At 66.5% G+C, this 24,299-nt stretch carries 30 protein-coding genes and 1 pseudogene; 16 read left to right on the forward strand and 15 right to left on the reverse strand.

The features are described 5' to 3' along the window. Positions 1 to 30: 30 nt before the first annotated feature. Positions 31 to 1,110: an NAD(P)H-dependent amine dehydrogenase family protein gene (locus tag VMD50_RS06975; RefSeq protein ID WP_325426176.1), complete on the reverse strand. Its 1,080-nt coding sequence runs from the start codon at positions 1,108 to 1,110 to the stop codon at positions 31 to 33. Positions 1,111 to 1,189: 79 nt separating this feature from the next. Here VMD50_RS06975 and VMD50_RS06980 point away from each other — a divergent pair, with 79 nt between their 5' ends. The 3 genes from VMD50_RS06980 to VMD50_RS06990 all read left to right on the forward strand — a co-directional run bounded on the left by VMD50_RS06980 (position 1,190) and on the right by VMD50_RS06990 (position 3,536). Beyond that, on the forward strand, positions 1,190 to 1,546 hold the full coding sequence (locus VMD50_RS06980; RefSeq protein WP_325426178.1) for an MmpS family transport accessory protein: 357 nt from the start codon (positions 1,190 to 1,192) through the stop codon (positions 1,544 to 1,546). Positions 1,547 to 1,555: 9 nt separating this feature from the next. Next, positions 1,556 to 2,854 (forward strand): cytochrome P450, encoded by a 1,299-nt coding sequence (locus VMD50_RS06985; protein ID WP_325426180.1) that lies wholly within the window; start codon positions 1,556 to 1,558, stop codon positions 2,852 to 2,854. 142 nt (positions 2,855 to 2,996) lie between these two features. Then, positions 2,997 to 3,536 carry an ester cyclase gene (locus VMD50_RS06990; RefSeq protein WP_325426182.1) on the forward strand — a complete coding sequence of 180 codons (540 nt, stop codon included), beginning with the start codon at positions 2,997 to 2,999 and terminating at the stop codon, positions 3,534 to 3,536. A 61-nt stretch (positions 3,537 to 3,597) separates the two neighbouring features. Here the strand turns inward: VMD50_RS06990 and VMD50_RS06995 are convergent, their stop codons facing one another. After that, positions 3,598 to 4,305, reverse strand: a complete 708-nt coding sequence (locus VMD50_RS06995) for a haloacid dehalogenase type II (protein WP_325426184.1) — start codon at positions 4,303 to 4,305, stop codon at positions 3,598 to 3,600. Between the two features lie 66 nt (positions 4,306 to 4,371). On the opposite strand from VMD50_RS06995, the gene VMD50_RS07000 reads away from it, so the two are divergent. From VMD50_RS07000 to VMD50_RS07015, 4 genes are read left to right on the forward strand one after another with little or no spacing between them, the layout of a single operon-like run. Continuing rightward, positions 4,372 to 4,740: a YidH family protein gene (locus VMD50_RS07000; protein ID WP_325426186.1), complete on the forward strand. Its 369-nt coding sequence runs from the start codon at positions 4,372 to 4,374 to the stop codon at positions 4,738 to 4,740. Next, positions 4,737 to 5,060 carry a DUF202 domain-containing protein gene (locus VMD50_RS07005; RefSeq protein WP_325426188.1) on the forward strand — a complete coding sequence of 108 codons (324 nt, stop codon included), beginning with the start codon at positions 4,737 to 4,739 and terminating at the stop codon, positions 5,058 to 5,060. Before VMD50_RS07000 ends, VMD50_RS07005 begins: the two co-directional genes overlap by 4 nt. A gap of 57 nt (positions 5,061 to 5,117) precedes the next feature. Continuing rightward, entirely contained in the window at positions 5,118 to 5,666 is a 549-nt protein-coding gene (locus VMD50_RS07010) for a nitroreductase family deazaflavin-dependent oxidoreductase (RefSeq protein WP_325426190.1), read from the forward strand. A gap of 50 nt (positions 5,667 to 5,716) precedes the next feature. Continuing rightward, a complete protein-coding gene (locus VMD50_RS07015) occupies positions 5,717 to 6,553 on the forward strand; it encodes an alpha/beta fold hydrolase (RefSeq protein ID WP_325426192.1) in 837 nt (278 codons plus the stop codon). Between the two features lie 15 nt (positions 6,554 to 6,568). Here the strand turns inward: VMD50_RS07015 and VMD50_RS07020 are convergent, their stop codons facing one another. Further along, entirely contained in the window at positions 6,569 to 7,345 is a 777-nt protein-coding gene (locus tag VMD50_RS07020) for an Rv3717 family N-acetylmuramoyl-L-alanine amidase (protein WP_325426194.1), read from the reverse strand. Further along, positions 7,342 to 7,680, reverse strand: a complete 339-nt coding sequence (locus VMD50_RS07025; protein ID WP_325426196.1) for a hypothetical protein — start codon at positions 7,678 to 7,680, stop codon at positions 7,342 to 7,344. Before VMD50_RS07025 ends, VMD50_RS07020 begins: the two co-directional genes overlap by 4 nt. A gap of 131 nt (positions 7,681 to 7,811) precedes the next feature. Here VMD50_RS07025 and VMD50_RS29995 point away from each other — a divergent pair, with 131 nt between their 5' ends. Next, the gene (locus VMD50_RS29995; protein ID WP_325426198.1) at positions 7,812 to 8,180 is read left to right on the forward strand and encodes a ClpX C4-type zinc finger protein; all 369 of its coding nucleotides are present in this window, start codon (positions 7,812 to 7,814) and stop codon (positions 8,178 to 8,180) included. Positions 8,181 to 8,182: 2 nt separating this feature from the next. Here the strand turns inward: VMD50_RS29995 and VMD50_RS07035 are convergent, their stop codons facing one another. The 6 genes from VMD50_RS07035 to VMD50_RS07060 all read right to left on the reverse strand — a co-directional run bounded on the left by VMD50_RS07035 (position 8,183) and on the right by VMD50_RS07060 (position 13,395). Then, complete coding sequence (locus tag VMD50_RS07035; protein ID WP_325426200.1) at positions 8,183 to 8,839, reverse strand: enoyl-CoA hydratase-related protein; 657 nt, start codon at positions 8,837 to 8,839, stop codon at positions 8,183 to 8,185. Then, positions 8,840 to 9,469, reverse strand: coding sequence for a TetR/AcrR family transcriptional regulator (locus VMD50_RS07040; protein WP_325426202.1), 630 nt, complete (start codon positions 9,467 to 9,469; stop codon positions 8,840 to 8,842). 105 nt (positions 9,470 to 9,574) lie between these two features. Then, positions 9,575 to 10,141 carry a TetR/AcrR family transcriptional regulator gene (locus VMD50_RS07045; protein ID WP_325426204.1) on the reverse strand — a complete coding sequence of 189 codons (567 nt, stop codon included), beginning with the start codon at positions 10,139 to 10,141 and terminating at the stop codon, positions 9,575 to 9,577. A gap of 164 nt (positions 10,142 to 10,305) precedes the next feature. Continuing rightward, positions 10,306 to 11,082 (reverse strand): DUF3060 domain-containing protein, encoded by a 777-nt coding sequence (locus VMD50_RS07050; protein WP_325426206.1) that lies wholly within the window; start codon positions 11,080 to 11,082, stop codon positions 10,306 to 10,308. Between the two features lie 60 nt (positions 11,083 to 11,142). Next, complete coding sequence (locus tag VMD50_RS07055; protein ID WP_325426208.1) at positions 11,143 to 12,435, reverse strand: lipase family protein; 1,293 nt, start codon at positions 12,433 to 12,435, stop codon at positions 11,143 to 11,145. A gap of 9 nt (positions 12,436 to 12,444) precedes the next feature. Then, on the reverse strand, positions 12,445 to 13,395 hold the full coding sequence (locus VMD50_RS07060; protein WP_325426210.1) for a 2-oxo acid dehydrogenase subunit E2: 951 nt from the start codon (positions 13,393 to 13,395) through the stop codon (positions 12,445 to 12,447). A 237-nt stretch (positions 13,396 to 13,632) separates the two neighbouring features. On the opposite strand from VMD50_RS07060, the gene VMD50_RS07065 reads away from it, so the two are divergent. The 5 genes from VMD50_RS07065 (at position 13,633) to VMD50_RS07085 (ending at position 17,804) form a co-directional block, all read left to right on the forward strand. Further along, on the forward strand, positions 13,633 to 14,931 hold the full coding sequence (locus tag VMD50_RS07065) for a hypothetical protein (protein WP_325426255.1): 1,299 nt from the start codon (positions 13,633 to 13,635) through the stop codon (positions 14,929 to 14,931). Between the two features lie 151 nt (positions 14,932 to 15,082). Next, positions 15,083 to 16,018 (forward strand): alpha/beta fold hydrolase, encoded by a 936-nt coding sequence (locus tag VMD50_RS07070; protein WP_325426212.1) that lies wholly within the window; start codon positions 15,083 to 15,085, stop codon positions 16,016 to 16,018. A gap of 211 nt (positions 16,019 to 16,229) precedes the next feature. Then, complete coding sequence (locus tag VMD50_RS07075; protein ID WP_325426214.1) at positions 16,230 to 16,928, forward strand: crotonase/enoyl-CoA hydratase family protein; 699 nt, start codon at positions 16,230 to 16,232, stop codon at positions 16,926 to 16,928. Between the two features lie 6 nt (positions 16,929 to 16,934). Then, positions 16,935 to 17,525 carry a TetR/AcrR family transcriptional regulator gene (locus tag VMD50_RS07080; protein ID WP_325426216.1) on the forward strand — a complete coding sequence of 197 codons (591 nt, stop codon included), beginning with the start codon at positions 16,935 to 16,937 and terminating at the stop codon, positions 17,523 to 17,525. 66 nt (positions 17,526 to 17,591) lie between these two features. Next, positions 17,592 to 17,804 (forward strand): type II toxin-antitoxin system Phd/YefM family antitoxin, encoded by a 213-nt coding sequence (locus tag VMD50_RS07085; protein WP_325426218.1) that lies wholly within the window; start codon positions 17,592 to 17,594, stop codon positions 17,802 to 17,804. A 208-nt stretch (positions 17,805 to 18,012) separates the two neighbouring features. Here the strand turns inward: VMD50_RS07085 and VMD50_RS07090 are convergent. From VMD50_RS07090 to VMD50_RS07100, 3 genes and pseudogenes are all read right to left on the reverse strand, one after another. Beyond that, positions 18,013 to 18,213 (reverse strand): annotated as a pseudogene (locus VMD50_RS07090) (PIN domain-containing protein); the annotation flags it as partial. Between the two features lie 3 nt (positions 18,214 to 18,216). Beyond that, a complete protein-coding gene (locus VMD50_RS07095; protein ID WP_325426222.1) occupies positions 18,217 to 18,621 on the reverse strand; it encodes a type II toxin-antitoxin system VapC family toxin in 405 nt (134 codons plus the stop codon). A 23-nt stretch (positions 18,622 to 18,644) separates the two neighbouring features. Continuing rightward, on the reverse strand, positions 18,645 to 18,881 hold the full coding sequence (locus VMD50_RS07100) for a type II toxin-antitoxin system Phd/YefM family antitoxin (RefSeq protein WP_325426224.1): 237 nt from the start codon (positions 18,879 to 18,881) through the stop codon (positions 18,645 to 18,647). 261 nt (positions 18,882 to 19,142) lie between these two features. On the opposite strand from VMD50_RS07100, the gene VMD50_RS07105 reads away from it, so the two are divergent. After that, a complete protein-coding gene (locus tag VMD50_RS07105) occupies positions 19,143 to 19,988 on the forward strand; it encodes an SDR family NAD(P)-dependent oxidoreductase (protein WP_325426226.1) in 846 nt (281 codons plus the stop codon). Here the strand turns inward: VMD50_RS07105 and VMD50_RS07110 are convergent. Next, positions 19,985 to 20,944 (reverse strand): SMP-30/gluconolactonase/LRE family protein, encoded by a 960-nt coding sequence (locus VMD50_RS07110; RefSeq protein WP_325426228.1) that lies wholly within the window; start codon positions 20,942 to 20,944, stop codon positions 19,985 to 19,987. The two genes, VMD50_RS07105 and VMD50_RS07110, sit on opposite strands and share 4 nt — an antisense overlap. Before the next feature lie 112 nt (positions 20,945 to 21,056). On the opposite strand from VMD50_RS07110, the gene VMD50_RS07115 reads away from it, so the two are divergent. Further along, on the forward strand, positions 21,057 to 22,217 hold the full coding sequence (locus VMD50_RS07115; protein WP_325426230.1) for an FIST signal transduction protein: 1,161 nt from the start codon (positions 21,057 to 21,059) through the stop codon (positions 22,215 to 22,217). Positions 22,218 to 22,356: 139 nt separating this feature from the next. On the opposite strand, the gene VMD50_RS07120 is transcribed toward VMD50_RS07115, so the two are convergent. Next, complete coding sequence (locus VMD50_RS07120) at positions 22,357 to 23,280, reverse strand: NADP-dependent oxidoreductase (RefSeq protein ID WP_325426232.1); 924 nt, start codon at positions 23,278 to 23,280, stop codon at positions 22,357 to 22,359. A 64-nt stretch (positions 23,281 to 23,344) separates the two neighbouring features. Here VMD50_RS07120 and VMD50_RS07125 point away from each other — a divergent pair, with 64 nt between their 5' ends. After that, complete coding sequence (locus VMD50_RS07125) at positions 23,345 to 24,214, forward strand: esterase/lipase family protein (RefSeq protein WP_325426234.1); 870 nt, start codon at positions 23,345 to 23,347, stop codon at positions 24,212 to 24,214. Positions 24,215 to 24,299: the final 85 nt, after the last annotated feature.

Raw genomic sequence — 24,299 nt, forward strand, 5'->3', positions numbered from 1 at the left:
CGACTCCGGGGCCGCGGCTGTGCGGCCCGCTCAGCGAATGGCGCCCGCCCCGGCGATCAGCGGAAGGTCAAGCGGGGTGACCCAGCCCGGCCGCAGGTCGTTGACGGCCGGCACGGCGTTCAGGGCCCGCATCCCCGTCGCCAGGCACCCCGCGGTGGCGGCGTCGCGGCCCGAGCCGTCAGTGAACCGGAACGCGGTTTCCTGAAAGATGCTCGGCGTGCCCTCGATGTCCACCCGGTAGACGTCGTTGTCGTGGCCCGACGGCCAGTCGGGGGCGGCGTCGAGCCCGATGCGGTTGACGTGTTCGAGCTGAATGCGCGTCTCCCCCTGGTAGATCCCGTTGATGGTGAAGCGGACGGCGGCGACGTGCCCGGGTTTGATGACGCCCTTGGCCGTGGTGCGCTCCGTCGGGGTCACCCACTTGTCCCAGGTGGTGGTGATCTCGTCGAGCATGATGCCGGCGGCGTGGGCGATCATCGGGACGGTGGCGCCCCACGCGAAGATCAACATGTTGGAGTCTTCAAGCAACGGGCTGTATTCGGGCTCGCGCCCGATGCCCATCTCGACTTCGTAGTCGCCCTCGTAGTTGGTGTAATCCAGCAGCTCCGAGGCCCGGACCCGGCGCACCTCCGAGCACAGGCCCATCAGCGTCATGGGAAACAGGTCGTTCGCGAATCCGGGATCGATGCCGGTGGTGAAGCAGGACGACTCCCCCAGCTCGCAGGCCTCGGTGATGGGCTGGATCCAGTTCGGCGGGTTGAGGTGCATCGTCGGCCACATCGCCGTCGAGCACACGTCGATGCCGGCCCGCAGGAAGCGGGTGATCAGCGCGATGTTGTCCTTGGCGTGCATCGCCGTCGGGCCGTAGTGCACCAGGGCGTCGGGCTTGAGCGCGATCAGGGCGTCGACGTCGTCGGTCGCGACGATGCCCACCGGTTCGGGCAGCCCGCAGATGTCGGCGACGTCGCGGCCGACCTTGTCGGGGTTGCTGACGCCGACGCCGACCAACTCGAACAGCGGATGCTTGACGATCTCGGCGATCACCATCTTGCCGACGAAGCCGGTGCCCCAGACCACAACGCGCTTTGATCCGTGTTCCGGCTTGCCCATTCCCGACCCACCTTCCGATCGTCAGCCCCCGCTTCACCCTATAGACCGGGCGATGTCCGTGGTGACACCATGTGAAACCATGACGAGTCATCTCCGCGGGCCCTCGATCCTGTTCGCTCTCGGCATCGGGTTCGCGAACATCTGCGGTGGGACGGTCGCCGTCGCCGGCGCGAGCGACAACCCTCAAGTCCGCTACGAGGTGAGCGGCCCCGGCGTCGCGGAGTACATCTCCTATCAAACCGACAGCGGCCAGCAGCGCGCGGTGAACGCGAAGCTGCCGTGGTCGACGCAGTTCACCGGCTTCGGCGGCGAGGTGTTCGTCCTCAGCGCCCAAGGACCGGGACCCATCAACTGCAAGATCCTGATGGACGGCAACGTCGTCAGCGACGCGACCGCCACGGTGGGAACGCCCGCCCGAACCGTCTGCACCCACTAGGCGTTCCCGGTGCCACTCACGACAGGTGTCGCAACCCGAGTCAACGGGACGCCACCGCCCGACGTCCCGCTTGCCGACATTCATCTCGAGTCGCTGGAGTTCTGGGGGCTCGGCGACGACTACCGCGACGGCGCGTTCGCCACCCTGCGCCGCGAGGCCCCGCTCTCGTTCTGGCCCGCCATCGAGTATGAGGGCTTCGATGCCGGCAGCGGGTATTGGGCGCTGACCAAGCTCGACGACGTGCACTACGCCAGCCGCCATCCGGACGTCTTCAGCTCCGCCGGGGGCATCACGATCGGTGACCAGATGCCGGAGTTGGCCGAGTACTTCGGTTCGATGATCGTGCTCGACGACCCGCGCCACCAACGGCTGCGCTCGATCGTCAGCCGGGCGTTCACCCCGAAGGTGGTGGCGCGCATCGAGGCGTCCGTGCGCGAGCGGGCCCACCGGCTCGTCGCCTCGCTGATCGTCAATCATCCCGACGGAGGGGCCGATCTGGTCAGCGAGCTCGCCGGGCCGCTGCCGTTGCAGATCATCTGCGACATGATGGGGATTCCCGAGGAGGACCATCAGCGGGTATTCCATTGGACCAACGTGATTCTCGGGTTCGGCGACCCCGACCTGGCAACAGATTTCGAGGAGTTCATCCGGGTATCGATGGACATCGGCGCCTACGCGAGCGCGCTGGCCGAGGACCGCCGCGTCAACCACCACGACGACCTGACGACGAGCCTGGTGGAGGCCGAGGTCGATGGCGAGCGGCTGACGTCGCAGGAGATCGCGTCGTTCTTCATCCTGCTGGTGGTGGCCGGCAACGAGACCACGCGCAACGCCATCAGCCACGGCGTGCTGGCGCTGTCGCGCTACCCCGACGAGCGGGAGAAGTGGTGGTCTGACTACGACGGGCTGGCCCCCACCGCGGTCGAGGAGATCGTGCGGTGGGCCTCCCCGGTGGTCTACATGCGGCGCACCCTGACCCGGGACGTCGAGCTGAGCGGCGTCAAGATGGCGGCCGGCGACAAGGCCGCGCTGTGGTACAACTCCGCCAACCGCGACGAGTCAAAGTTCGCCAATCCCTGGCTCTTCGACGTGGCCCGCGATCCCAATCCGCATCTCGGCTTCGGCGGCGGGGGCGCCCATTTCTGCCTCGGTGCCAACCTGGCCCGCCGGGAGATCAGGGTGGTGTTCGACGAATTGCGGCGCGAGATCCCCGACGTCGTCGCGGTCGAGGAACCCTCGATGCTGCTGTCGCAGTTCATCCACGGCATCAAGAGGCTGCCCGTCGCCTGGACGCCCCCGCGGGGTTAGCCTCGGTCCGTGGGTATCGCCCTTTCAAATGTGGTAGCGCATGCGCCACCAAATCCGGCGCGAGCCATGTCCTTTCAAAGGCGCTGTCGACGAGTAGCCGCTGCCGGAGGGGATAGTGCGCCTAAGGGCTTATCGTGACCGGGTGACCATTCCCGCGTTCCCCGCTCCCGAGGTGCTCGCCGCCCGCGAGAAACTCGTGCTCGACCACTTCCACGACGAGGTCCGCCAAGACTGGGACGACGTGCTGGCGACCTTCCCGCATCCGCGCTACGAGCTGATCCCGCAGATGGTCGTCCACGACGGCGACGAGGCGGTGCGCGGCTACTACGTCTACACCCGGACCGCGTTCCCCGACCAGGATCACGAGATCATCGCGCTGCGGCACAGCGCCGACGCGGTGATCGTCGAGTTCTGGCTGATGGGCACCCACCGCGGGTATCTCGGCAAGGTCCCGCCCACGGGCAGCCGGTTCCGGGTCCGCATGACCGCCTACTTCGTCTTCGACGAAACCGAAACCCTTGTCTGCGAACGCATTTACTTCGACACACTGACCATGATCAAGCAGCTGCTCGGCGGGCTGGACATGAAGAAGCCGGCGAACTGGCCGCTGGCCGCCCGCTGCGTGCGCGGGTTCCTGTCGATGTCGTCGGAAAAACCCGACCCCGCACTGACTTCCGCGTGATTGCGGCGACGCGGGCACTGCAGTCCGCCAACGGTCAACAGCTGACCGGGTCGGCGCGCCGCTAGCAGCCGAGTTGCTCTGCAAGGTCCACGAAGTCGGACGCGTTGACGTCGAACTCGTCAGAGTAGGCCACGTCGGCGTCGCCGCCGGCCCCGAATTCCAGCGGGCGCGCGACGAAGGCGGTCGCAAAGCCGAGCCCGCCCGCCGCGCGGATGTCGTACTTGTGGCTGGCCACCATCATGATCTCGCCGGGGCCCAGGCCGAGGTAGGTCGCGGCCACGCGGTAGATCGCCGGATCGGGCTTGAACACCCCGGCCATCTCGGCGGCGAAGATCGCGTCCCAGGGCAGGCCCGCGCGCTTGGAGATGTTGACCACCGTTGAAACGTCGGCGTTCGACAGCGTGGCCAGCGTGTACCTGCCCTTCAGCCGCGTCAGCCCGGGCACCGTGTCGGGCCACGGCCTCAGCCGCTGCCAGGCCCGCGTGAGCTCGTCGCGGTCGGCGTCGGTAAATCCCGCGATGCCGCAGTCGTCCAGGACGGGGTCGAGCGCTCGGCGATACACCGAGTGCACCGAAACCCATCCGCTCCCCTGCGCACCCTCCAACGCCGCGAAGTAGCTTGCGCGCCAACGGCGCACCAGCTCGGGCCAGTCGGCGCCCGGGTGCCGCCCCGCGCTGATCCGCGCCGCCTCGTCGCACACGGTCGAATGAAAGTCCGTCGCCGTGCCCTGCACGTCGAACAACAGCGCCTTGACCACACGCCTCATCATGCCCCCCGTGCGATTAGAATCTGCGGCGTCAAAACGCTTGACCCCATCCGCCCTGCGAGGTAGGCCGTGGCCGACGACACCGATACCGGGCATGACGAGCGCGAGCCCGACTATCGCTTCACCCTCGCCAACGAGCGCACGTTCCTGGCCTGGCAGCGCACCGCGCTGGGGCTGCTGGCCGCGGCGGTCGCGGTGGTGCAGCTGGTTCCGGAGCTGGCCGTCCCCGGCGCGCGCCGCGCGCTGGGCATCGCGCTGGCGGTGCTGGCGACCCTCACCAGCGTGATGGGGCTGGTGCGCTGGCAACAGGCGGATCGCGCCATGCGGCGCGGCGATCCCTTGCCCCGCCATCCCACGCCGGCCTACCTGGCGGTGGGGCTCACCGTGGTGGGGCTGGTTGCGCTCGGGTTGGTGATCGCCAAGGCGGTCATCCATTGAGCGGCGACTATCAGCCGCCTCCCGGCCAGACCGAGGACAGGACGATCCTGGCCTGGACGCGAACGTCGTTCGCGTTCCTGGCCAACGGCGCGCTGCTGATGATCAGGAACCTGCACGGCCCGGCCGGGCCGCTGCAGTTGCTGCCGGCCTATCTGGCCGCCGCGGTGGCGTTGGGCACCTACCTCATCGCGGTGCACCGCCAGCGCACGCTGCAGCAGCGTCCCCTCCCGGCGCGCATAAACCCCCGCCGCTCGGTATACGTCATCGGTACGGCCGTGCTGGTGCTCATCGTCGTGACCACCGTTGCCCAGCTGATTTAGCGGTCGGCGACTTTGGTCCCTGGCGTGCCGCCACGCGCTGGTGTGAGCTTGGTATTCATGGCTATTGATAAACGAATTCGACGACGGTCCGCCGTCGTTGTGCTCGCTGTCGGCGGCATGGCCTTGGGCTGGCTCGTGTTGCTGCCAAGGATCGGCAGGCGTCACCGGGACGTGCTGTTCAACCGGAGGGCGTTCAAGAAGTTCCTGACGACCTACAACGGCGTGACCCGCAAGATCTCCGGAACCGAGCGTTCGTCGTGGGGTCTGCTGACCCATGTGGGTCGCCGCAGCGGGCACGTCTACCAGACGTCGCTCGGCACCGTTGATTACGGTGACGGTTTCCTGCTGCCGTTGGGTTATGGGCCGCACACCGACTGGTACCGGAACGTGATGGCCTCGGGAACGGGCACGCTGACGTGGAAGGGGCACACCTACCAGCTCGACCGGCCGGAGCTGATTTCCGGGCCGGAGGCGATGCGGGCGTGGCCGCTCATGTCCCGGATGCTGTTGCGGCTGGCGGGAATGCACGAATTTGTGTGGCTGCATCGAAGCCCGGAAGAGGCCGCGGAGCGGCTCGCGCCGCCAGCGCAACGCGCAACACAGTGAAGGCAACGACACTGTGTGTCCCCGCCGGGGTCGAGGGCCGTGACGTCGCGGTGCAAGGCATCCGCACCCGGGTGTTCGAAGTTGACCCTCGCAACAACGCCACCCCACTGATACTGCTGCACGGCGGCGGAGTCGACTCGGCGCTGGTGTCTTTTGGTTCGGCGCTGGTCACCCTCGGGCAACACCGGCGGGTCATCGCTCCCGACCTTCCCGGCTACGGTGAAACCGAGTTCCCGGAGTCAGATTTCTCCATCCCCTGGTACTGCGGCTGGGTCGATGATCTCATTCGTGGCTACGGCTTCGACCGGGTAGATCTCGCGGGGCTTTCACTCGGGGGATGGATCACGCTCGAAGTGGCCATCAGCCACCCCGAAGTGGTGCGCCGCATTGTCGCGGTCAATCCCGGCGGCATCACCGAGAAGTTCACGTTCATGCGTACCGCCAGGTGGGTCGCCTACCATCCGCGGCTGGCGAACCGAATCGATAGGTTCTCGGTGAGCATGGGTCCCAGGCTCGTTCGCATGCAACTGCGCGCCGGCCTCGGCATGAAGAATGCCTCGGCGTTGACCGACGAGCTGATCGACGCGGTCATCATCAGTGGCAAGCGCCCGCATGCGGGCGAGGCGTTCGCGGCCACGCAACGATGGGCGTTCAGCGCTGGATCCGAGGGCTTGTCGCTCGTGTCCAGGCTGCCGAGGATCAGCGCCAAGACGCTGATCCTCGCCGGGCGTGATGACACGCTGGTGCCCGTCGCGGATTCGATTCGAGCCTCGCAGCTCGTCTCAGACGGCGACGTGCTGGTTCTGGAGCCCTGTGGGCACTGGCTCGTGCGCGAGTGCCCAGCCGAGTTCGTTCACGCAGTGAATCAATTCCTCGACACCGCTTGATGATTCGGCTAGCTGCTAGCCGGTCGGGGCCTTGGCGTTCAGGAACGCGACGATCCCCTGCGTGACGGCGGCAGCGTACTTCGCCCGGCCGTCGGGGCTTTCCATCCGCGCGGCGTCGTCGGCGTTCTTCATGTTGCCCAACTCGACGAGGACGGCCGGGTACTCGGCCAGGTTCAGCCCGGCGAGGTCGTCGCGCCCGTACAGGCCGTCCGACCCGATGTAGGTGGCCGGGTGAAAACCCGCCTGCACCAACGCATCCCGCATCGCGTGTGCCAACTGGACGGACGGCCCGGACTGGGACTCGTTCAAAGGCGGGGCGGAGTAGTTGACGTGGAATCCCGAGCCGGACGGCGGTCCGCCGTCGGCGTGGATGCTCACGATCGCGTCGGGGTGCATCGCGTTGGCCAGCGCCGCGCGCTGATCGACGCAGGGGCCGACGGAGGCGTCATCAGCGCGGGACAGCTGGGTGCGAACGCCCATCTGGTTGAGCGAACCGCTGATCAGCCCGACCACCGCCCAGGTGAACGCGTGCTCCGGGTAGCCGTCGTCGGCGGCGGTGCCCGACGTCTGACACTCCTTGGTGCCGCCCCGGCCATTGGGCACCTGCCGGGTTATGGAGGCGTCGGCGACCGCGTTGTGGCCCGGATCAAGGAAGATGCCCATCCCGGCGATGTCGGCGCCCGCGCGGGGGGCGTCGATCAGCGCATTGATCCCCAGCAGTGCCGGCGCGGCGGCGGCGCATCTCAAGACGTCGCGCCGTGAAAGGGATCGCAGCCAACCGGGTTCACTCACTCGCGCGATGGTAACAATCGCTTCACATGCCTCCTCTCCGGATACAGGTAGTGCATCAGTTCGGCGCCTTCGACGCCGTAGATGCCGCGGTCGTCGCCGCGCAGTACCCAGTTGTGCTGTTGATCGGCGCGGAAGCGGAGGGCCGCCCGATGGGCCGCGCGAAGATCGGCGCGTCGGCGGCTGTCGCGCGCGATCGCCCGCACCAGGAAGAAGAGGCCGACGAGCGCCGCCGCTCCGGCAATCCACCAGATGAGCTTGACGATGATCCAGATGATCAGCGCCAGCCCCAACAACCCCCCGAGCCCCCCAGCCGAGCTCGCGTTGGACTTACTCATGCCCGAGAAGGTACGCAGGACCACTGACAAAACCGGTGGGCGAACCTGCACGCTGCTCGCCGAAACCTCTTGTCAGGGCGAACCTGACGTCGTACCGTTGTCAGGCGAACCCTGACACCGAGGAAGTCGCGATGAGCCCAACCACCAAACAGACCGCGCAAGTGTGGTGTTCGTTCTGCGGCAAGTCCAACGGCGACGTCGACAAGCTGGTCGCCGGCCCGGGGGTGCAGATCTGCAACGAATGCATCGACCTGTCGCAGGCCATCATCGACGATTACCGGGACAAGGCGAGCGAGCTTCGGATGCCGATCTGGGAGTCGTGGAGCGACGAGCAGATGCTCGACCACATCCCCCGCATGGCCGTGGTGGCCCAGCAGGTCGAGACCGACCTGCGTTCGTGGGTGCGCGAGCTGCGCCGCCGCGGGATCACGTGGGCGAAAATCGGTCAGACCCTGGGCATCACGCGCCAGTCCGCATGGGAGCGATTCTCCGGCGAATGATTTCAGGCGTTGGTCAACGCCTGCGTCGCGGCACGGAACATGGTCTGCTTGATCGCGCCGAGCGTGCCGGGGTCCTTGCCGGCCAACGGGCGCAACAGGTCGGTGGCCGCGGCGGTCACCGCCCCCTCGCCCGCCGTCGCATCGACGATCCCGAACTCGGCCGCCTCGACGCCGCCGAATCGCCGCCCGGTCGTCATCGAGGCCACCGCGGCGCGGGGGGTGAGTTTGGCCTGGATCAATGCGGCCATGCCGTCGGTGAACGGAATGCGGATGTCGACCTCGGGGAAACAGAAGTACCCGCGGTCGGCGCGCATCACCCGCACGTCGTGGGCCATGGCCAGCATGGCCCCGGCGCCGAAGGCGTGCCCGGTGACGGCGGCGGCGGTCGGCGCCGGGAACGTCAGGACGCGAGCCAACAACGCCTGCACCCGGGCGACGTAGGACTGTGCCTGCTCGGCGTGGGCGGCGAGCCAGTCCAGGTCCAGTCCGTTGGTATAGAACTTGCCGCCCGCGGTGGTGACCAGGCCCTGCGCGCCGGCCTTTTCGACGTCGTCGAGTTGCGCGTTGGTCGCGTCGAGAAAGCCTGGCGAGAAACGGTTTTCGTCGTCGCCGAGGTCGACGATGGCGATCTTGTCGTCCCAGGTCAGTGTCGGTGTCATCTATGTGTTCCCTTCTCTGGTTCTGCGTCGTGGCGGCGGCGCCCCGATGGCCAGGACTGCGCGGACGGCGGCTCTCAGGCGTTCGCGTGCGTCGTGATCGTGGATCCGGTTGCGTTGCAACAGGATGGCGGTCGGCAGGTCGACGATGCACGTGGTGATGACGTCGACGGCCGCGGCGTCCTTGCGGTCCCACAGGGCGCGCGCCAGTCGGATCATGGTCGCCACCAGCAGCCGGTCCAGGTCGCTGAGTTGGGTGGCGATATCGCTCGGCGTCTCGGCGCCGAGCAGTTGCTCGCGGCGTACCGTCCACAGCAGCTGCGAGGAATGCGGATGCTCCTCGGCGAACACCGCGGGCGCCTCGGCCGCGGCCACCACCGCGGCAACGCCATCGCCCTCGGGTGCGGCGTCGATCAATTCGCCTTGCGCGCTGAGGAATCGGTGCCCGGCTCGCAGCCACGCGCGGCCGACCAGGCCGGCGCGGGAACCGAACGTGTGATAGACAGCGCCGTTGGACACGCCGGTCGCGTCGCTGATCGCGCGGATCGTGACGGCATTGGGCCCCGACCGCACGGCTAACCGCTCCACGGCGTCCAGGATTAGATCCTGGTCGTACACGCGGGGGCGCGGCATTTCGACACTATAACAGAGCGATCGCTCTGTTATAGTTGGGCTCTCCGGAACGTGCGGTGGTTCCCAAAGTTGGTAGCGCATTCGCTACCGCTTTCGCGGTTCACCTCATCCCAAGAATCGGGCAATCAGCGCATCGACGCGTTCACGCTCGTAGTCCGGGCGCAGCCGGCCACCGCGGGTCAGGGACGTCAGGCCATGTAGCGCCGCCCAGAACACCTCGGTCACGGTGTCGGGGTCGTCGGTGATCGCCGAGATCGCCTCGCGCAGCTCGCCGAACGCGGTCACCAGCTCGGGCGGGGAGTCTTCTTCGGCGAAGCGCAGCGTGGTGCGGCCGGTGAACATCGCGTCGTAGATGGCGGGGTTGTCGCGGGCGAAGTCGAGATAAGCGCGCGCCATCCGGGTCAGGGCATCTTTGGGTGTTTCAGCGTCCGAGCCGGCCGTGTGAAGCAGGCGGCCCAGCTCGGCGAAGCCGTCGATGGCGACGGCCGCGGCGATCTCGTCCATGCCCGAAAAGTGTTTGTAGAGAACGGGTTGGCTGTACTCGATCTCGGTGGACAGTCGCCGCGTGGTGACGGCGTCCCAGCCCTCGGCCTCGGCGACCCGACGGGCGGTGTCGACGATCAGCCGACGACGCGCGGCGCGCTCCCTGGTCCGGCGATCTTCGGTGGGCATGCACCGAGCTTAGCACCGCTAGAAAATCTAGCAATGCTATTACTGGAACGCTGCCTGGGCGTTAGCGTTGCCAGCATGACTGACACCGGCACCGCCTCCCCGACGCATTGATCAACCGGCAACTCACCGCCGCCGAGGCTCACGATGTCGCCGTCGTCACCGATTCAGCCTTGGTGAATGTTGTTGTCGTCGCCCGAATCGGTGACCTTCGGCGTGCCCGAGTGGTAGGTGACGTTGTTGCGGTATCCGGAGACGGTGATGGCGTCGACGCTGTCGACGGTGACCTTGTTGTTGTAGCTGGAGATCGCGAGGCTGGCGCAGTGGCCGGTGGCCGTGAAATCGATGCCGTAACTCGACAGTTTCAGATTGCCGTTGTTGCAGGCTTTGTCGATGACCGTGTTGCCGTAGCCGGTGGACTCGACGGTGTCGGCGCTGTCGACGGTGACATTGTTGTCGTAGCCGCCCGCCGTGAGGCTCGCGCAGTGGCCGGTGATGGTGTATTTGCTGCTGTAGCCGGCGAGGACGAGATTGCCGTCGTTGCAGGCGATCGTCCTGGTCTCCGAGTTGCCGCTGACTCGGAGCTCGCCGCCTTGCGGCACGGCGCTGGGACCGGCGGACGTCGTCCTGGCGCCGCTGCCTCGCGAGATCGAACTGCCCGTGGATGACCTGACGAAGAACATCACGAGGCTGATGACGGTCGGCACGACAACCGCCAGCAGGATGAGGACGAGGAACCACGGGTAGGGCTTCTTGCGCCGCGGCGGCGGGGCGCCGAAGCCGTATGGGGCACCCCCCGGGTAAGTCGCAGCGCCGGTGTAGGTCGAACCACCCGTAGATGTCTCGCCTCCCGTATACGGCGGCGCGCTTTGCGGGGTGCGCGTGACGTCGGCAAGCTCTTGTTCCAGCTCGCGGATCCGTTTTTCGGGATCGTCGTCCTTCATTTGCCGAATCGTTCCACATCCGCAGCGAGGCGGACAGCCCTCAATTTGCCGCCGGGGCTCCTATGGAACCGGAATGGGCTTGATCGGGTTGCCCGGCCGGATCGAGGAACAGTTCTGCGGCGGAGGAGATTCGGCGAAGCGCTGCTTGATCCAGGCGATCGAGTTGGGCAGCCAGAGCGCGAGGCTCAAGATGTGGCTGAGCGCGCCGTATTCCTCGTAGTGGATCGTCTTGCCCGCCGCGCAGTAATCGCGGGCGAGCGTGCGCACGTCGCCGGCGATCATCACGCCGTCGCCGGCGCCGATGCCCGGCTTGTTGCCCGGCGTGCCCTCACGTGCACCGCCGGCGCCCTGGCCGATGAAGAGCGGGATCGTCGGCGTACCGCCGGTGCCCATGATCAGCTTGTTGACCGTCTCGACGTAGAGCGGGATGCTCTCGGGAGTCGGGTACTCGGGTTTCGCCAGATCCTTCCACTTCAGGCCCGCGTACCTCCGGCCGAGGACGTCGACGATCGACGCGCTCTGTATGTCGTTGCAGATCTTGATGCCGCGGTCACTGAGATACGGCGTGAAATCGATCTGGAACGCACGCGCGATGCCGACGAGCGCCATCGCCATAACACCGGCCCAGATCGTGCTGCCCTCGACGTAGTGCAGGTTGTGCGCCGGGTGGACGAGCACGCCGCCCATCGCCGCGCCGATCAGGCGCTTGTTGACCTCGGGCGCGTACGTCCGGGCATATTCGGCGGCCCACTCGGTGGCGAGCGCACCGCCGGAGTATCCGAGCATCGCAACCCTTGCGTGGCTGTCGATGGCCGACGAGTTGAACGCGGCCTGGATCGAATAGAGCGTGTTCATTCCGTACCCGGGACCCGCGGCGAAGTCCGCGCGCTGGCCCTCAGTGTCGGGGACGATGACCGTGTACCCGTCGGCGAGGAACGGACCGAAGACCCCCAGCTCGACGTTGGGGACGACTCCGGCAAGCGTGGGTTGGCCGCCCGAGATCGCGTATGACGGCTCGTCGTTCTGGTTGAGCGAGTCGTAGGCGGATTGATAGGAGATCACCTTCGTCTTGTCCCGCCGTTCCCGCGGCTTGATGACCGAGGTGACGTTGACGGTCGGGTTTTTCGTCTGGTTCGTCGACCGGTACAGCAGCTGCGTGGTCTCGAGCAACGTTGGCAAACCCGATATGTGGTAGGGAACGCTGCGAGTCTTCAGTACCGTTCCCGGCAAGATGTCCGCCAGCGGCTTTTTGCCGGTGTATGAGTAGAACGGATCGTCCTTCGGATGCGGCGGGGCCATTGCCGCGTCACTCGGATCGGGAAACCAACCCGTTGGTTGTGGTGATGCAGTCATGGCCTCCCCCTAAGCGTGGCGCTGCGTCTTGGCCTTCGACCGGCTCGGCACGGTCGCCGGCCTCTTGCCGTTCAACCCCAGGGACGCACGCTGCCCCGTGCGGGGCGAGCTTGTCCTGGGCACCGGATCGAATGCGGCAGGATCGGCCAGGTACGCGCGGAAGATGCCGGCCATCGTCGCCGCCTGGTAGCCGTCGATGAACCGGTGATCCAGGCCGATCGATAGCGGCAGCACCGGACACACGACTGGTTGACCGCCCAGCGCCAACACCTTGTCGGTCACGGCACCGATCATGATCCCGAGGGGCACGTGGCAGAAAGTTGGCCATGGGGCAGCTGCCGTGTCGAGGCCGTAGGTGCCGACATTGCTCACGAGTATCGAGCCATAGGGGCGAGCTTCCAGCCCAAGCAACGGAATGGGTAATTGAAGGCTTTCCGTGACGAACCCGAGCGCATCCATCACAGGACGAAGTAGCAACGGCGGCAGCCCCTTGACCATCGCCTTGCTCTGCTTGAACTGCGGATCTTCGTTGTGGCGAATGCGTGCGACATGATCAGCGAGTTCCTTGGCGATCACCCAGGGCGGTTTCTCGTTGATGCGACGCACAACGGTGCCCGACAGATCGGTGCCGGCGGCTTCGGCTCCGGACACGAGGTCCGTCCGCAGCGATACCACGAAGAAGCAGTCGACGGTCGGAGACGGCAGGAAGCTGCCGAACACGACCCGGCCGTTAAGACCCGGCAGCGCTTCGACGACCTTGCCCGCAGCCCTTCCGACGAGGTCCATGGGCGTGACGTGCTGGCCCGTTGCCTCGCGGACCAGGCGCAGGTACTCGAGCAGCCGGGCCGCTTCGATATCGATCGTCGCCCAAATGATCGGGTCTTTCCTCGGCCGCCACGTGGCCATGGCTATCTTCCGCCAGACGGAGAACGGGATGGCGGATGGACTGGTCCACATCATCGGGAACTTCCTCTTCGAAGCAGGTACCCGAGTTTCCACCCCGGGCCGGGATACGGGCAGAGGACAAGGTCCCCTTGTGGTCTCGGTGAATTCCTCCCCAACAGACGGCGAAGCGGAGGGTTCCAGCGGAAACATGCGTGTAACGTCCGCACTCAGCATCCGACAAATACCTGCTCACTCTCGGCCTGCTTGCGTGCATGCCGACGGATTTTTGGGGGCGCCGTGAGCACATCCGAGATGTTCGATGCGTCGGCACCGGCCGATACCGACGAGGTCGTGGTGTCGTTCCACGACGAAACCCTGCTGCTGGGCGGTGACCCTGCCGCTGTCGAGTCCTATCTGACGCGGCTGCGGGCGATCGCCGGGCACGCCATGCGAGTCTCCGGGATCGACGGCGCCTCGCTCGCCAACGCGGCTGGCAAGCTCGCCGGGCTGGCCTCGGTGCTGGCCGACTCCGGCAAATACGTGCAGCTGCATCGCGACAGCCTGGACGCGTTGAAAGATGGCAATGTCGTTCCCCTCAGCGACGGCTTCTTTCGGTTGGTGACGAGCGCTGATGCCGGCCAGTTCCTGGCGCCCCTTCAGTGGCGACCGGCAGGGCTCGGCCCGGAAGCGATGGTGTCGGCCCAGATGATCGCGGTGCAGATGGCGCTGACTTCCGCGGTCGCTCAGGTGGAGGACGCCGTCCGTCGTGTGGAGGACAAAGTCGAATCGGTGCTCGAGGTCGCCCGGGCACAGCGCGCCGGCGACGTGCTGGGCAACAACCTGACGATTTCGCGGATGGTCGACTCGTTGGAAAAGTACGGGTCGCTACCCGATGCGTACTGGGATTCGGTGGCCGTCCTGGGGCCGGCGCTCAACGTCACCGTCGAGCAGTTGCGCAACCATGTCAGCCGCGTCCTGACGTCTTTCGATCACGACCTGCCCGTGCAGCAGCGCGCGGAGAAGCTGCGAAACGCGGTGAACGCTAACCGGCTTGGTGACACGTTGAGCCTGCTGGTGATCGCCGAAGAGGCGCTGCACAAATGGCAGCGGCTGAACCTCGCGCGAATCGAGGCGAAGCAACCGGAGGAGCTGCTGCGAGCGATCGACGAGGCTCGCGAGCTCGTCGACCATCATTTTCGCGAAGACGTCGACATCTACGGGACCGCGAAGCAAATCCTCGACCGGTCCGGCAAGTACAAGGCCATCGATGGGTTCCGCTTCAATTCGGTGCGAGAGCTGGCCGAGCAACGGTGCGCCGTGCGCGACGAGCTCGACCGTTTCGCGAAGGCCCGCCACCACCAGGTCGAGACCTGGGAGGACTTCCACATTCCGAGCGTGTTCGATGCCGCCTTCGCCACCATTGAGGCGGTTGGAACCACCACGGGCCATGCGCTGGTGGCCTTCGGCCGAGGGCTCGTTTGGGTGGGCGCACAGCTGGTAGAGCCGTTTCGGGACAAAGGCGCCGACGAAGGGCCAGAGGTAGACCACGGCAAGGACTTTGAACGTCAGGCGGGCAGCGCCGGACTCGAGGAACCCGCCGCCTCCTGCTGAACCATCGGCCACTGCCGTGGGTCCGCATCGGGCCGGCGTTGGTCACATCCGTCACACTAGTCACCGCAAGCGGTCCACCATGCGAATTGCCCGCCTGCCATGCTCGAGGTTTTGGCGATCTTCGCAAGCGCCTATTCTTTTCCAAAGACCGATGGGACTGAGCAACCCGCTGCGACATCCCTTCCGCGTAGCACGCGTCGAAAAGCCGCGCGAGGAAGGCCGTTTCAACCTGCCCAATGGTCGCCGGCTTGGCTTCGCCGAGTACGGCGACCCCTCGGGCGCGGTGGTGCTGTGGTGCCACGGCACGCCGGGCGCCCGGCGCCAATTCCCGCTGCTGGGTCGGCGCGCCGCCGAGAAGCTCGGCCTGCGCGTTGTCGTCGTGGAGCGGCCGGGCGCGGGTCTGTCCGCTCCGCACCCCTACGCCGCGGTGGCCGATTGGGCCACCGACATCGCACACGTAGCCGACGCGCTGGGCGCCGATCGACTGGGCGTCGTGGGCCTCTCCGGCGGTGGGCCCTACGCCCTGGCCTGCGGCGCGGTGCCCCCGCTGGCTACTCGCGTGTCCGCCGTGGCTGTGCTGGGTGGCATAGTCCCATCGGTCGGCCCCGAGGCCGCCACCGGCGTCATCGACGACCTTGCCCGCCGCTTCGAACCGATGCTGTCGGAGCTGCGCCGACCGTTGGCAGCGCTCAGTTTAGGGGTACTGGCGCCCCTCATCCCCTTCTCCCATTACGTCTTGCGGGCCTACTCCAGCATTCAGCCCGAGGGCGACCAACGTGTGTTCGCCGACCCAGAAATGGAGGCCGTGTTCGTCGATGACATCGTTCTCGTCGTCAAGGGCGGCTGCCAGGCCGTGATCGACGATGTCCGCCTGTTCGGGCGGGACTGGGGTTTCCGGTTAGCTGATGTGGAGGTGCCGGTGCGGTGGTGGCACGGCGACGCCGACCCTCTGGTGCCCCTAGCCGCCGCCCAAGCGGCGGTCTCGCATCTGCCCGACGCCGAGCTCATCCTGCGCCCAGGCGAGAGCCATCTCGGCGGCTTCGCCAAGACCGACGAGGTCCTCGAGTTTCTCCGCTCATTCCTCTGAGCCGCAACGACTTTCGCCGATTCTTGACCACCAGCATCTCCTCCGGCTGCCATCCGAAGCACCGGACTTTGCGAAAGCCGTCACAGCCGAGTCGTGCCGGGTCAGCGGGACCAAGCCAGAACCGGCTCGGGCTGAGATCGGCTCTTGCATTTTGTAACCTTGTTTCGTAACGTCGATACAAATCAATCTGCGCTGAGGCCGAGGGAGCATCATGAGCGGACCGGTCACCTATCGTCGCGACGAGTCCATCGCGCTGATCACGATGGACGACGGGAAGGCCAACGCGCTGGGGCCGACCATGCTGCAGGCGCTCAACGAGGCGCTCGACGACGCCGATCGCGACGACGTCTGCGCGGTGGTGATCGCCGGCAACCACCGGGTCTTCAGCGGTGGGTTTGACCTGAAGATCTTGACCGCCGGCGAGCTGCAGCCGGCGATCGACATGTTCAGGGGCGGGTTCGAACTGTCGTACCGGCTGCTGTCCTATCCGAAGCCTGTGGTCGTGTCGTGCACCGGCCCGGCCATCGCGATGGGATCCTTCCTGTTGTGCAGCGGCGATCACCGAATCGCCGCACCGGGATACAACATTCAGGCCAATGAGGTCGCCATCGGAATCGTCCTGCCCCACGCGGCCTCGGCGATCATGAAGCTGCGCCTCACGCCCTCGGCCTACCAGCAGTCAGCCGGGCTGTCCAAGGTGTTCTTCGGCGCCACCGCCCTGGCCGCGGGATTCATAGACGAGATCGACCTGCCGGAGCGGGTGCTCGGTCGTGCCCAGGAGGCCGCCCTCGAATTCACCAAGCTCGATCCCGTCGCCCACGCGGCCAGCAAGCTGCGCGCCCGTGCCGACGCGCTCAAGGAGCTTCGCGCCGGAATAGACGCACTGCCAGCCGAATTCGGGGTCCAGTAGAACCGGATGCCCAGGCCGAAGCAGCGCACCCCAGAGCTTCGCGACCAACTGCTGAAGGTCGCGGTCTCAACATTGAACGAGGACGGTCTGTCGGGGTTCACCACCCGGCGCGTGGCCGCGCAGGCCGGCACCTCGGTGCCCGCGGTGTACGAGTTGTTCCAGGACAAGCGCGGGCTGCTGCGCGCGGTGTTCTTCGAGGGATTCGGGATGCTCGGCCGCCGGCTGCTCGCCGTACCCGAGACCGACGACGCGGTCGCCGACGTCCAGCGGCTCATTCCGGTGTTTCGCCGGTTCTGTCTCGACTACCCGGCGCTGGCTCGGGTGATGTTCTCGCGACCGTTCCAGGATTTCGACCCCGACCCCGAGGAACTCGCGGCGTCGCCGTCGGTGCGAGAGATCTTCGTCGGCAGAATCAAGCGGTGCACCGATGCCGGACTGCTCACCGGCGACCCGGTCGATATCGCGCACGTATTGCTCGCTCTGGCACAAGGTTTGGCGCTTCAGGAGGGTGGCCGCTGGCTGGGCAAGTCGAAGGCGTCGGTGAACCGGCGCTGGGAAGTTGGGGTGACCGGGATCCTGCGGGGCTTTGCGCATTGAAGCCTAGCTCGGCGCTCAGCGCTCATTTACCCCTGTACCCTGCGAATGCGTAGCACAATTGTTGGCATGTCCGAGGTGCCGGTGAGTGAGCTGAACCAAGACACTGCCGGAGTGCTCGCTGGGGTCAAACGCGGAGAGCAAATCGACATCACCGAACGCGGAGCCGTCGTGGCCCGCCTGATCCCGGCCCAGGAAAATCCCCTAACCGAAATGATCAGCGCGGGAAGGCTTCATCCGCCACCCTCAGCGGACCGGCGCCACGTCCATCCGGACTGGTGAAGACCGACCATGAGGCCGCCCAACTGCTGCGCGAGTTGCGCGACAACGAGCGCTATTGATGCTGTATCTCGACACGTCGTCCCTGCCGTAACCCGCGTTGGCGCCGTGGGTTTGCGGCGCCGTGGAGAGGCCCCGCAGTCGTCGTCATTTGACGGCGGGTCAGCACCCGCCGACCGGTTTCGGCGAGATGGATCCGTAGCCGCGCTCACATTCGGGCCGCTTCGTCATCGACTGGCGGCGTTTCTATATCCGCAACGGATTCCAGTGTCGCGAGGCGTTGTGCCGTGATCTCGGAAGTGTCGCGGCCAGCACACCGACGTGGAGCTCGGCGGTTGACGACGGTGGTGGCGACCCCGGCGGGGATCAGCGCCTCGTCGAGTTGCCGCCCGGTCGCGGTCGCGGTGAACATGACTTACGGCTTGCCGTGATCGGGGTGCGGGACGGTTCGTAGATCGAGGCGCGGGATCGCGTCAAAGTCTGACGGATTGCAGCTGTATAGCGGCAGGCCATACGCAATGGCACTAGCGGCGATCAATGCATCATAAGCGCGAGCCGCCGGCTTTCGGCCGGACGCTCGTAAAGATGCGGCAATTGACCCAAATGCGCGCGCAGACTCTGCATCGAACACCAGCACGTCGAAGTCCGATTCCGCCTGCTGCAAATGCGCCTGGCGTGCCGCACGCTCATCGTCGGTAGGGGCGACATGCGGCCCCACCGATAGCTCGGCCAATGTGATCGCGCTGATCGCGACTTCGTCGGGCAGATCTGCGGGGTTGTCGATGCGTCCAAGCAGGATCACCGTTGATGTGTCGAGCATCCCTCTCGACGCCCGTTCAGGGTTCACAGCGTTGGATCGATCACGGTGTCGATGTCACGTCGCAGCATGTCGGGGTCAACGCGAGGCAACCTTTTCCTGCGTTCAATCAGTTCAACAGCACTGGCGCTGCGGCGGGGCAGCGGGCGCAACTCGGCGATCGCGCGCCCGTCCCGGGTGACGATCACACGTTCGCCGCGCTCCACACGGTCCAGCACCTCTCCTCCTCTATTTCGGAGGTCCCGCACGGTTACTGACTCCATGGCGACAGTGTATCACCGGTGAGACATGGACGCTGTCAGCGTGAACCGCGAGTTGCAGATGGCTCCCTTGACGACCGCGGCAGCTGCTGAGAGTCGTGATGCTTCATCGGGTTGACAACTCGCTGTCAAGCCGCGCCGGAGCATCAGGTCGTCAGGTCGACTCATTGACACCCGTCGCGGCTGTCTCGATACTCCACCGGTACGGCCGTCGGTCAGCACCGCTCCGAGGCTGATTGGTTGGCACGCAATGGAAGGTCGGCCGTGATCGATTTGGGACTGTCCGGCAAGCGCGCCGTGGTGTCGGGTGCGGGCTACATCCCGGAGCGTGCGGGCCATGGCTGGTTCACGTCGTTGGCACTCGCCGAGGCGGGCGCCAAGGTGGCCTGTATCGACATCGACGAGCAGCGCGCGGATCGCATTGCCGGCGAGATCGTCGGCAGGGGAGGCAATGCCGTCCCGATCGTTGCCGATATGACCGACCCCGCGCAGGTCGGTCGGGCGATCGACGAAGCCGTCGCGGCTCTGGGCGGTGTCGATGTCTGCGTCGACATCATCGGGGGTGCGACGTGGTCGAAGGTCGAGGACTTCACCACCCAGTTGTGGGACGCGGCGATCCACTACAACCTGACCCAGGTGTTCTATCTTTTCCAAGCCGTTGGGAGGTACATGATCGCCCAGCGCAGCGGTGGGTCGTTGGTCGCCATCGCCTCGGTCGACGGCATTGCGGCGGCGACCTACCATGCCGCCTACGGCGCCGCCAAGGCCGGCGTCATCTCGCTCGTCAAGACCTTCGCAGACGAACTGGGGCGCTACGGCATTCGCGCCAACGCGGTCGCGCCGGGCAATGTGGGCTCCGGCAACGAGGACCAACCGCCAAACGAGTACGCGGTCAACGGAATCAATCCGCTGGCCGCGCCCCGCGCGCATGACATCGCCAACGCCGCGTTGTTCCTCTCCTCCGAGCTGGCCGCCCGTATCACCGGTCAGACACTCGTCGTCGACGGCGGTGCCACCATTCAGCAGCTATGGGGACTGCCCGAATCAAAGATCCCGCCCAACCCGAACGACGCGCTGCCCGACTTCATGAGACCGGGACCGTCGAGCTAGCGCTGGTGGACCATCGGTAGACCTGGCACCGAGCTTCTGCCCTTGAGAACGTACAGGGTCGCGATCGAACCGATGTAGACATCACGCATGTCCTGCCCACCCCAAGCGATACTGGTCGGGCCGCTCAACGACGCGCCGTCGGGGTCGTCGAGTACCGTTTGCGCCTGTCCGTCCGAGCTGATCGCCACGATCCTGTTCGCCAAAACGAGCGTGACCCAAAGGTTTCCATCGGCATCGAACGCGCATCCGTCGGCCATCCCCCACCGGCGGCCCACCTGCGGGTCGGCCAGGAACCGGCCGTGGTCGGGGCCGAACTCGTCAGGGCGCCGGTCCCCCTGCGGCGGGCCGAATCGCTCTGGCGGCCCGAGTGTTTCGCCCCGGATCGGAAACCGCACCACGTCGGCGGCTACTGTGCGGACCACATACAGATAGTCCTCGTCGCGATCCAGCGCCATGCAGTTCGGGAAGCTCAACCCGTCGGCGACCACGTGCGCCGATTGGCGATCGGGTGCGACGCGGAAGATGAACCCGTCGGCGGTGCCCCACGCGATGGTATCGAGAAGGTCGTCTGCCATCGTGCTCACCGAACACCACAACGCCCCAACGGAATCCACCAGGACGAAGTTCAGCCATCGCAGCGGGCGTTCCTCGAGTTGTCCGCCGAGCACCGTCGTGATCGCGCCGGTCACCGGATTGAGATCCTGCAGCACACCCAGGCCCCAGTTGGCGATCAGAAAGTGACCGTCGCGGTCGAGCGCGATCCCGTTCGGCTCGCCGCCCGCCTGCCCCATTCGCCGAACGGTGTTCTCATCGATCAGTTCTGCGACAGCTGAGGCCTTATCGGAGGCGAACACCCGACCATCACCAGCCACCACAACGTGTTCCGGGCGATCCACGCCGTGCCCGACGGCGTGCAAATCGGTCACCGCGATGGTGGTTTCGCCCCTTCGGCTCATCGATGCCCTTCGTGGACTTGCACTTGCAATCCGGGTTCAGCTTGCGCCACAGGTTCGGCCTGACAAGCATCTAACGCCATCCACGTACCGGTAAAGGGCGCATCATTGAGGAGTGCGGATCGGAGTTGGGGTTTCCACCGCGCCCGACGCGCGGCAGGCCGCGGTGGAGGCCACAGCGCACGCGCGCGACGAGCTCGCGGGTGAGGCGCCGTCGCTGGCCGTGCTCCTCGGATCGCGGTCACACACCGACAAGGCCCTGGACGTCCTCGACGCGGTGCAGCGGATGGTCGAGGCGCCCGCGCTGATCGGTTGCGTCGCCCAGGCGATCGTCGCCGGCCGCCGCGAGATCGAGGACGAGCCCGCGGTAGCGGTGTGGCTGGCTTCCGGCGTGGCCGCCGAGACGTTCCACCTTGACTTCGTTCGCACCGGCTCGGGTGGCCTGATCACCGGTTACCGGTTCGACCGGACCGCGCACGATCTGCACCTGTTGCTGCCGGACCCGTACACGTTCCCGTCGAGCCTGCTCATCGAGCACCTCAACACCGACCTGTCGGGAACGACCGTGGTGGGGGGCGTGGTGAGCGGTGGTCGCGGGCCGGGCGACACCCGGCTGTTCCGCGACCACGGCGTGCTCACCTCCGGCCTCGTGGGCGTGCGCCTGCCCGGCGTGCACGCTGTCCCGATCGTGTCGCAGGGCTGCCGTCCGATCGGCGACCCATACATCGTCACAGGCGTGGACGGCGCAGTGATCACCGAACTGGGCGGCCGACCGCCGCTGCAGCGCCTGCGTGAGATCGTCGAGGGGCTGCCGCCCGGCGAGCAGGAACTGGTCAGCCACGGCCTACAGGTCGGGATCGTCGTCGACGAGCACCTGGCGGCTCCAGGTCAGGGCGACTTCCTGATCCGCGGGCTGCTCGGTGCCGACCAATCGACCGGGGCGATCGAGATCGGCGATGTCGTCGAGGTCGGTGCGACCGTACAGTTCCAGGTCCGTGACGCGACAGGGGCCGACAAGGACCTGCGCCTGGCCGTGGAGCGTGAGGCAGCGGCGCTGCCCGGGCGTCCGATTGGCGCGCTGTTGTTCACCTGCAACGGACGTGGGCGACGGATGTTCGGGGTTGTAGACCATGACGCGTCGACGATCGAGGAACTGCTTGGCGGGATTCCGCTCGCCGGTTTCTTCGCCGCCGGGGAGATCGGCCCCATCGCGGGCCGCAACGCGTTGCACGGATTTACCGCGTCGATGGCGCTGTTCATCGACGACACGAAATGAGCCGGCGTTCGCCACCATCGAAGCGCCAGAACCATCACGAACCGTGCATACAGAGCGCCCGCGCCAGGATCCGCATGCGAACGAAACCTGTTGTGCCGCAGGGAACCACCGAGCAAGAAACGGCTCGCGCTCGGCAACGCTAGGGCCGCAGGACGATTTTGCCCCTGGTGTGGCGCCGTTCCAGGGTGCGGTATGCGCGCTGAACCTCGTCGAGCGGAACAACTTCGGCGATAGGCACTTCCAATTCGCCGGCGGCGATCAGTGCGGCGAGCTCGGCCAACACCCCGGCGTCGGCGGCATCCTGATTGCCGACGAACATGACCCCGAATCGCTCCAGCGCCGGAAAGTCGATGAGCGTGTCGATGCGCTGCGGGGCGATGCCCAGCTCGGTCACGGCCAATTCGACGTAGCCGCCGCCAAAGAAGTCCAAGAAGGCGTCGATCCGGCCGTCAGGTGCGGCCGCCCGCAGCCTGTCCGCGAGACCATCGCCGTAATTGACGGGGATCGCGCCGTGCGCAGCCAGCCACTCGTCGTTGGACGGGCCGGCGATGCCGAGCACGGTCGCGCCGGTGCGTTCGGCCAGCTGCACGGCAATCGTGCCCACCCCGCCGGCGGCGCCGGCAATGGCGACGGTGTCACCGGGCGTCAATGCGACCGAGCGGACCGCGGCGTATGCCGTGGTGCCGGCGACGAACAGGCCCCCTGCGGCTTCCCATGACACTGCCGGGGGCTTGGACGCGAGCTGATCGGCGGGCACCACCACGAATTCGGCGTGGCTGGCTCGGTCGTTCGTGAAACCCAGCACCTCGTCGCCCACCGAGAAGGCATCGACCCCGGTGCCGACCTCGGCGACGACACCGGCGAGATCACTGCCCTGCCCGGATGGAAATGTCGTCGGGAAGATCTCGTCGAACGCACCCTGGCGAATCATCGCTTCGCCTGGGTTGATGCCGGCTGCCTTCACCTCGACCAGCACTTCACCGGCGTCAGGTTGCGGGCGGGGAACCTCGCGTACATCGAGGACGTCGATGCCGCCGTAGCGATCGAATCGCACCGCTTTCATGCGCTGCCCGTCCTCCGTGTTGGGGTTGTGAGACACCGAGGATGACGCCGACGGCGTCATCGAGTTGGGTGATGATCCAGGTTGTGAGTGGGATGCTAGTCGTGACGCGCCGGCGACCGCGTGGAGTAAGGAGACAACGATGTCCTCTGTTTTTGATCGAGCAGCCGAAGCCGATGGCGTGCCCGATGCCGTTGGCGCGACTGCTCCGGGCAACCGGCTGCGCGCGGGAGAACTGCGGGCCATTCCCGAATACCTGTTGGCGCAGCTTTCCCGCGATGTGATTGCCCGTTGGCCCCACGGCGACGGACACCCTGTGCTGGTGATTCCTGGTTTTCTGGCCGGTGCGCGATCAACGCAGTTCCTGCGCAGCGTCCTGCGCCAGCTGGGATATCACGCTCACGACTGGCGACTCGGTGTCAACCTCGGGTACCGGCCCAGCATGAACGACCAGCTGCCGGCGCGTCTTCACCAGCTACGGTCGCGCCACGGACGGCGGGTCAGCATTATCGGCTGGAGCGCGGGCGGCATCTATGCCCGCGAGTTGGCGCGCGCATTCCCCGATGATGTGCGGTCGGTGATCACTTTGGGTTCCCCGTTCCGCGGCGACCACCGTACCAACCACGCCTGGCGCGTGTGGCGGCTGCTCAACCGGGGACGCAGCGCCACCGCGGTCGTCTCGGAAGCTGGCCGCATCAGGCGCGAGCAGCCGTTGACGGTGCCGACCACCTGCATCTACAGCAAATCCGACGGGATCGTGGCCTGGCAGTGCTGCACCAGCCTGCCCGCGTCGCGCACCGAAAACATCGAAGTCCATGGCAGCCATTGTGGATACGGACACAGCCTCGAAACCCTCTACGTGATCGCCGACCGCCTCGCGCAACCTGAGGGCCGCTGGCAACCGATGCAGCCATCCGCCGACGAGGAGCCGCGGTAAGCGCGGCTAGACAACCGAGACGGATCGGTTCTTGTCTCAGCCGGGGGCTGATGTACCCGAGGGTCGCGTTCGGTTGGTCGATGCG

This window comes from Mycobacterium sp. (genome assembly GCF_035506235.1).
In the GTDB taxonomy this organism is placed as follows: domain Bacteria; phylum Actinomycetota; class Actinomycetes; order Mycobacteriales; family Mycobacteriaceae; genus Mycobacterium.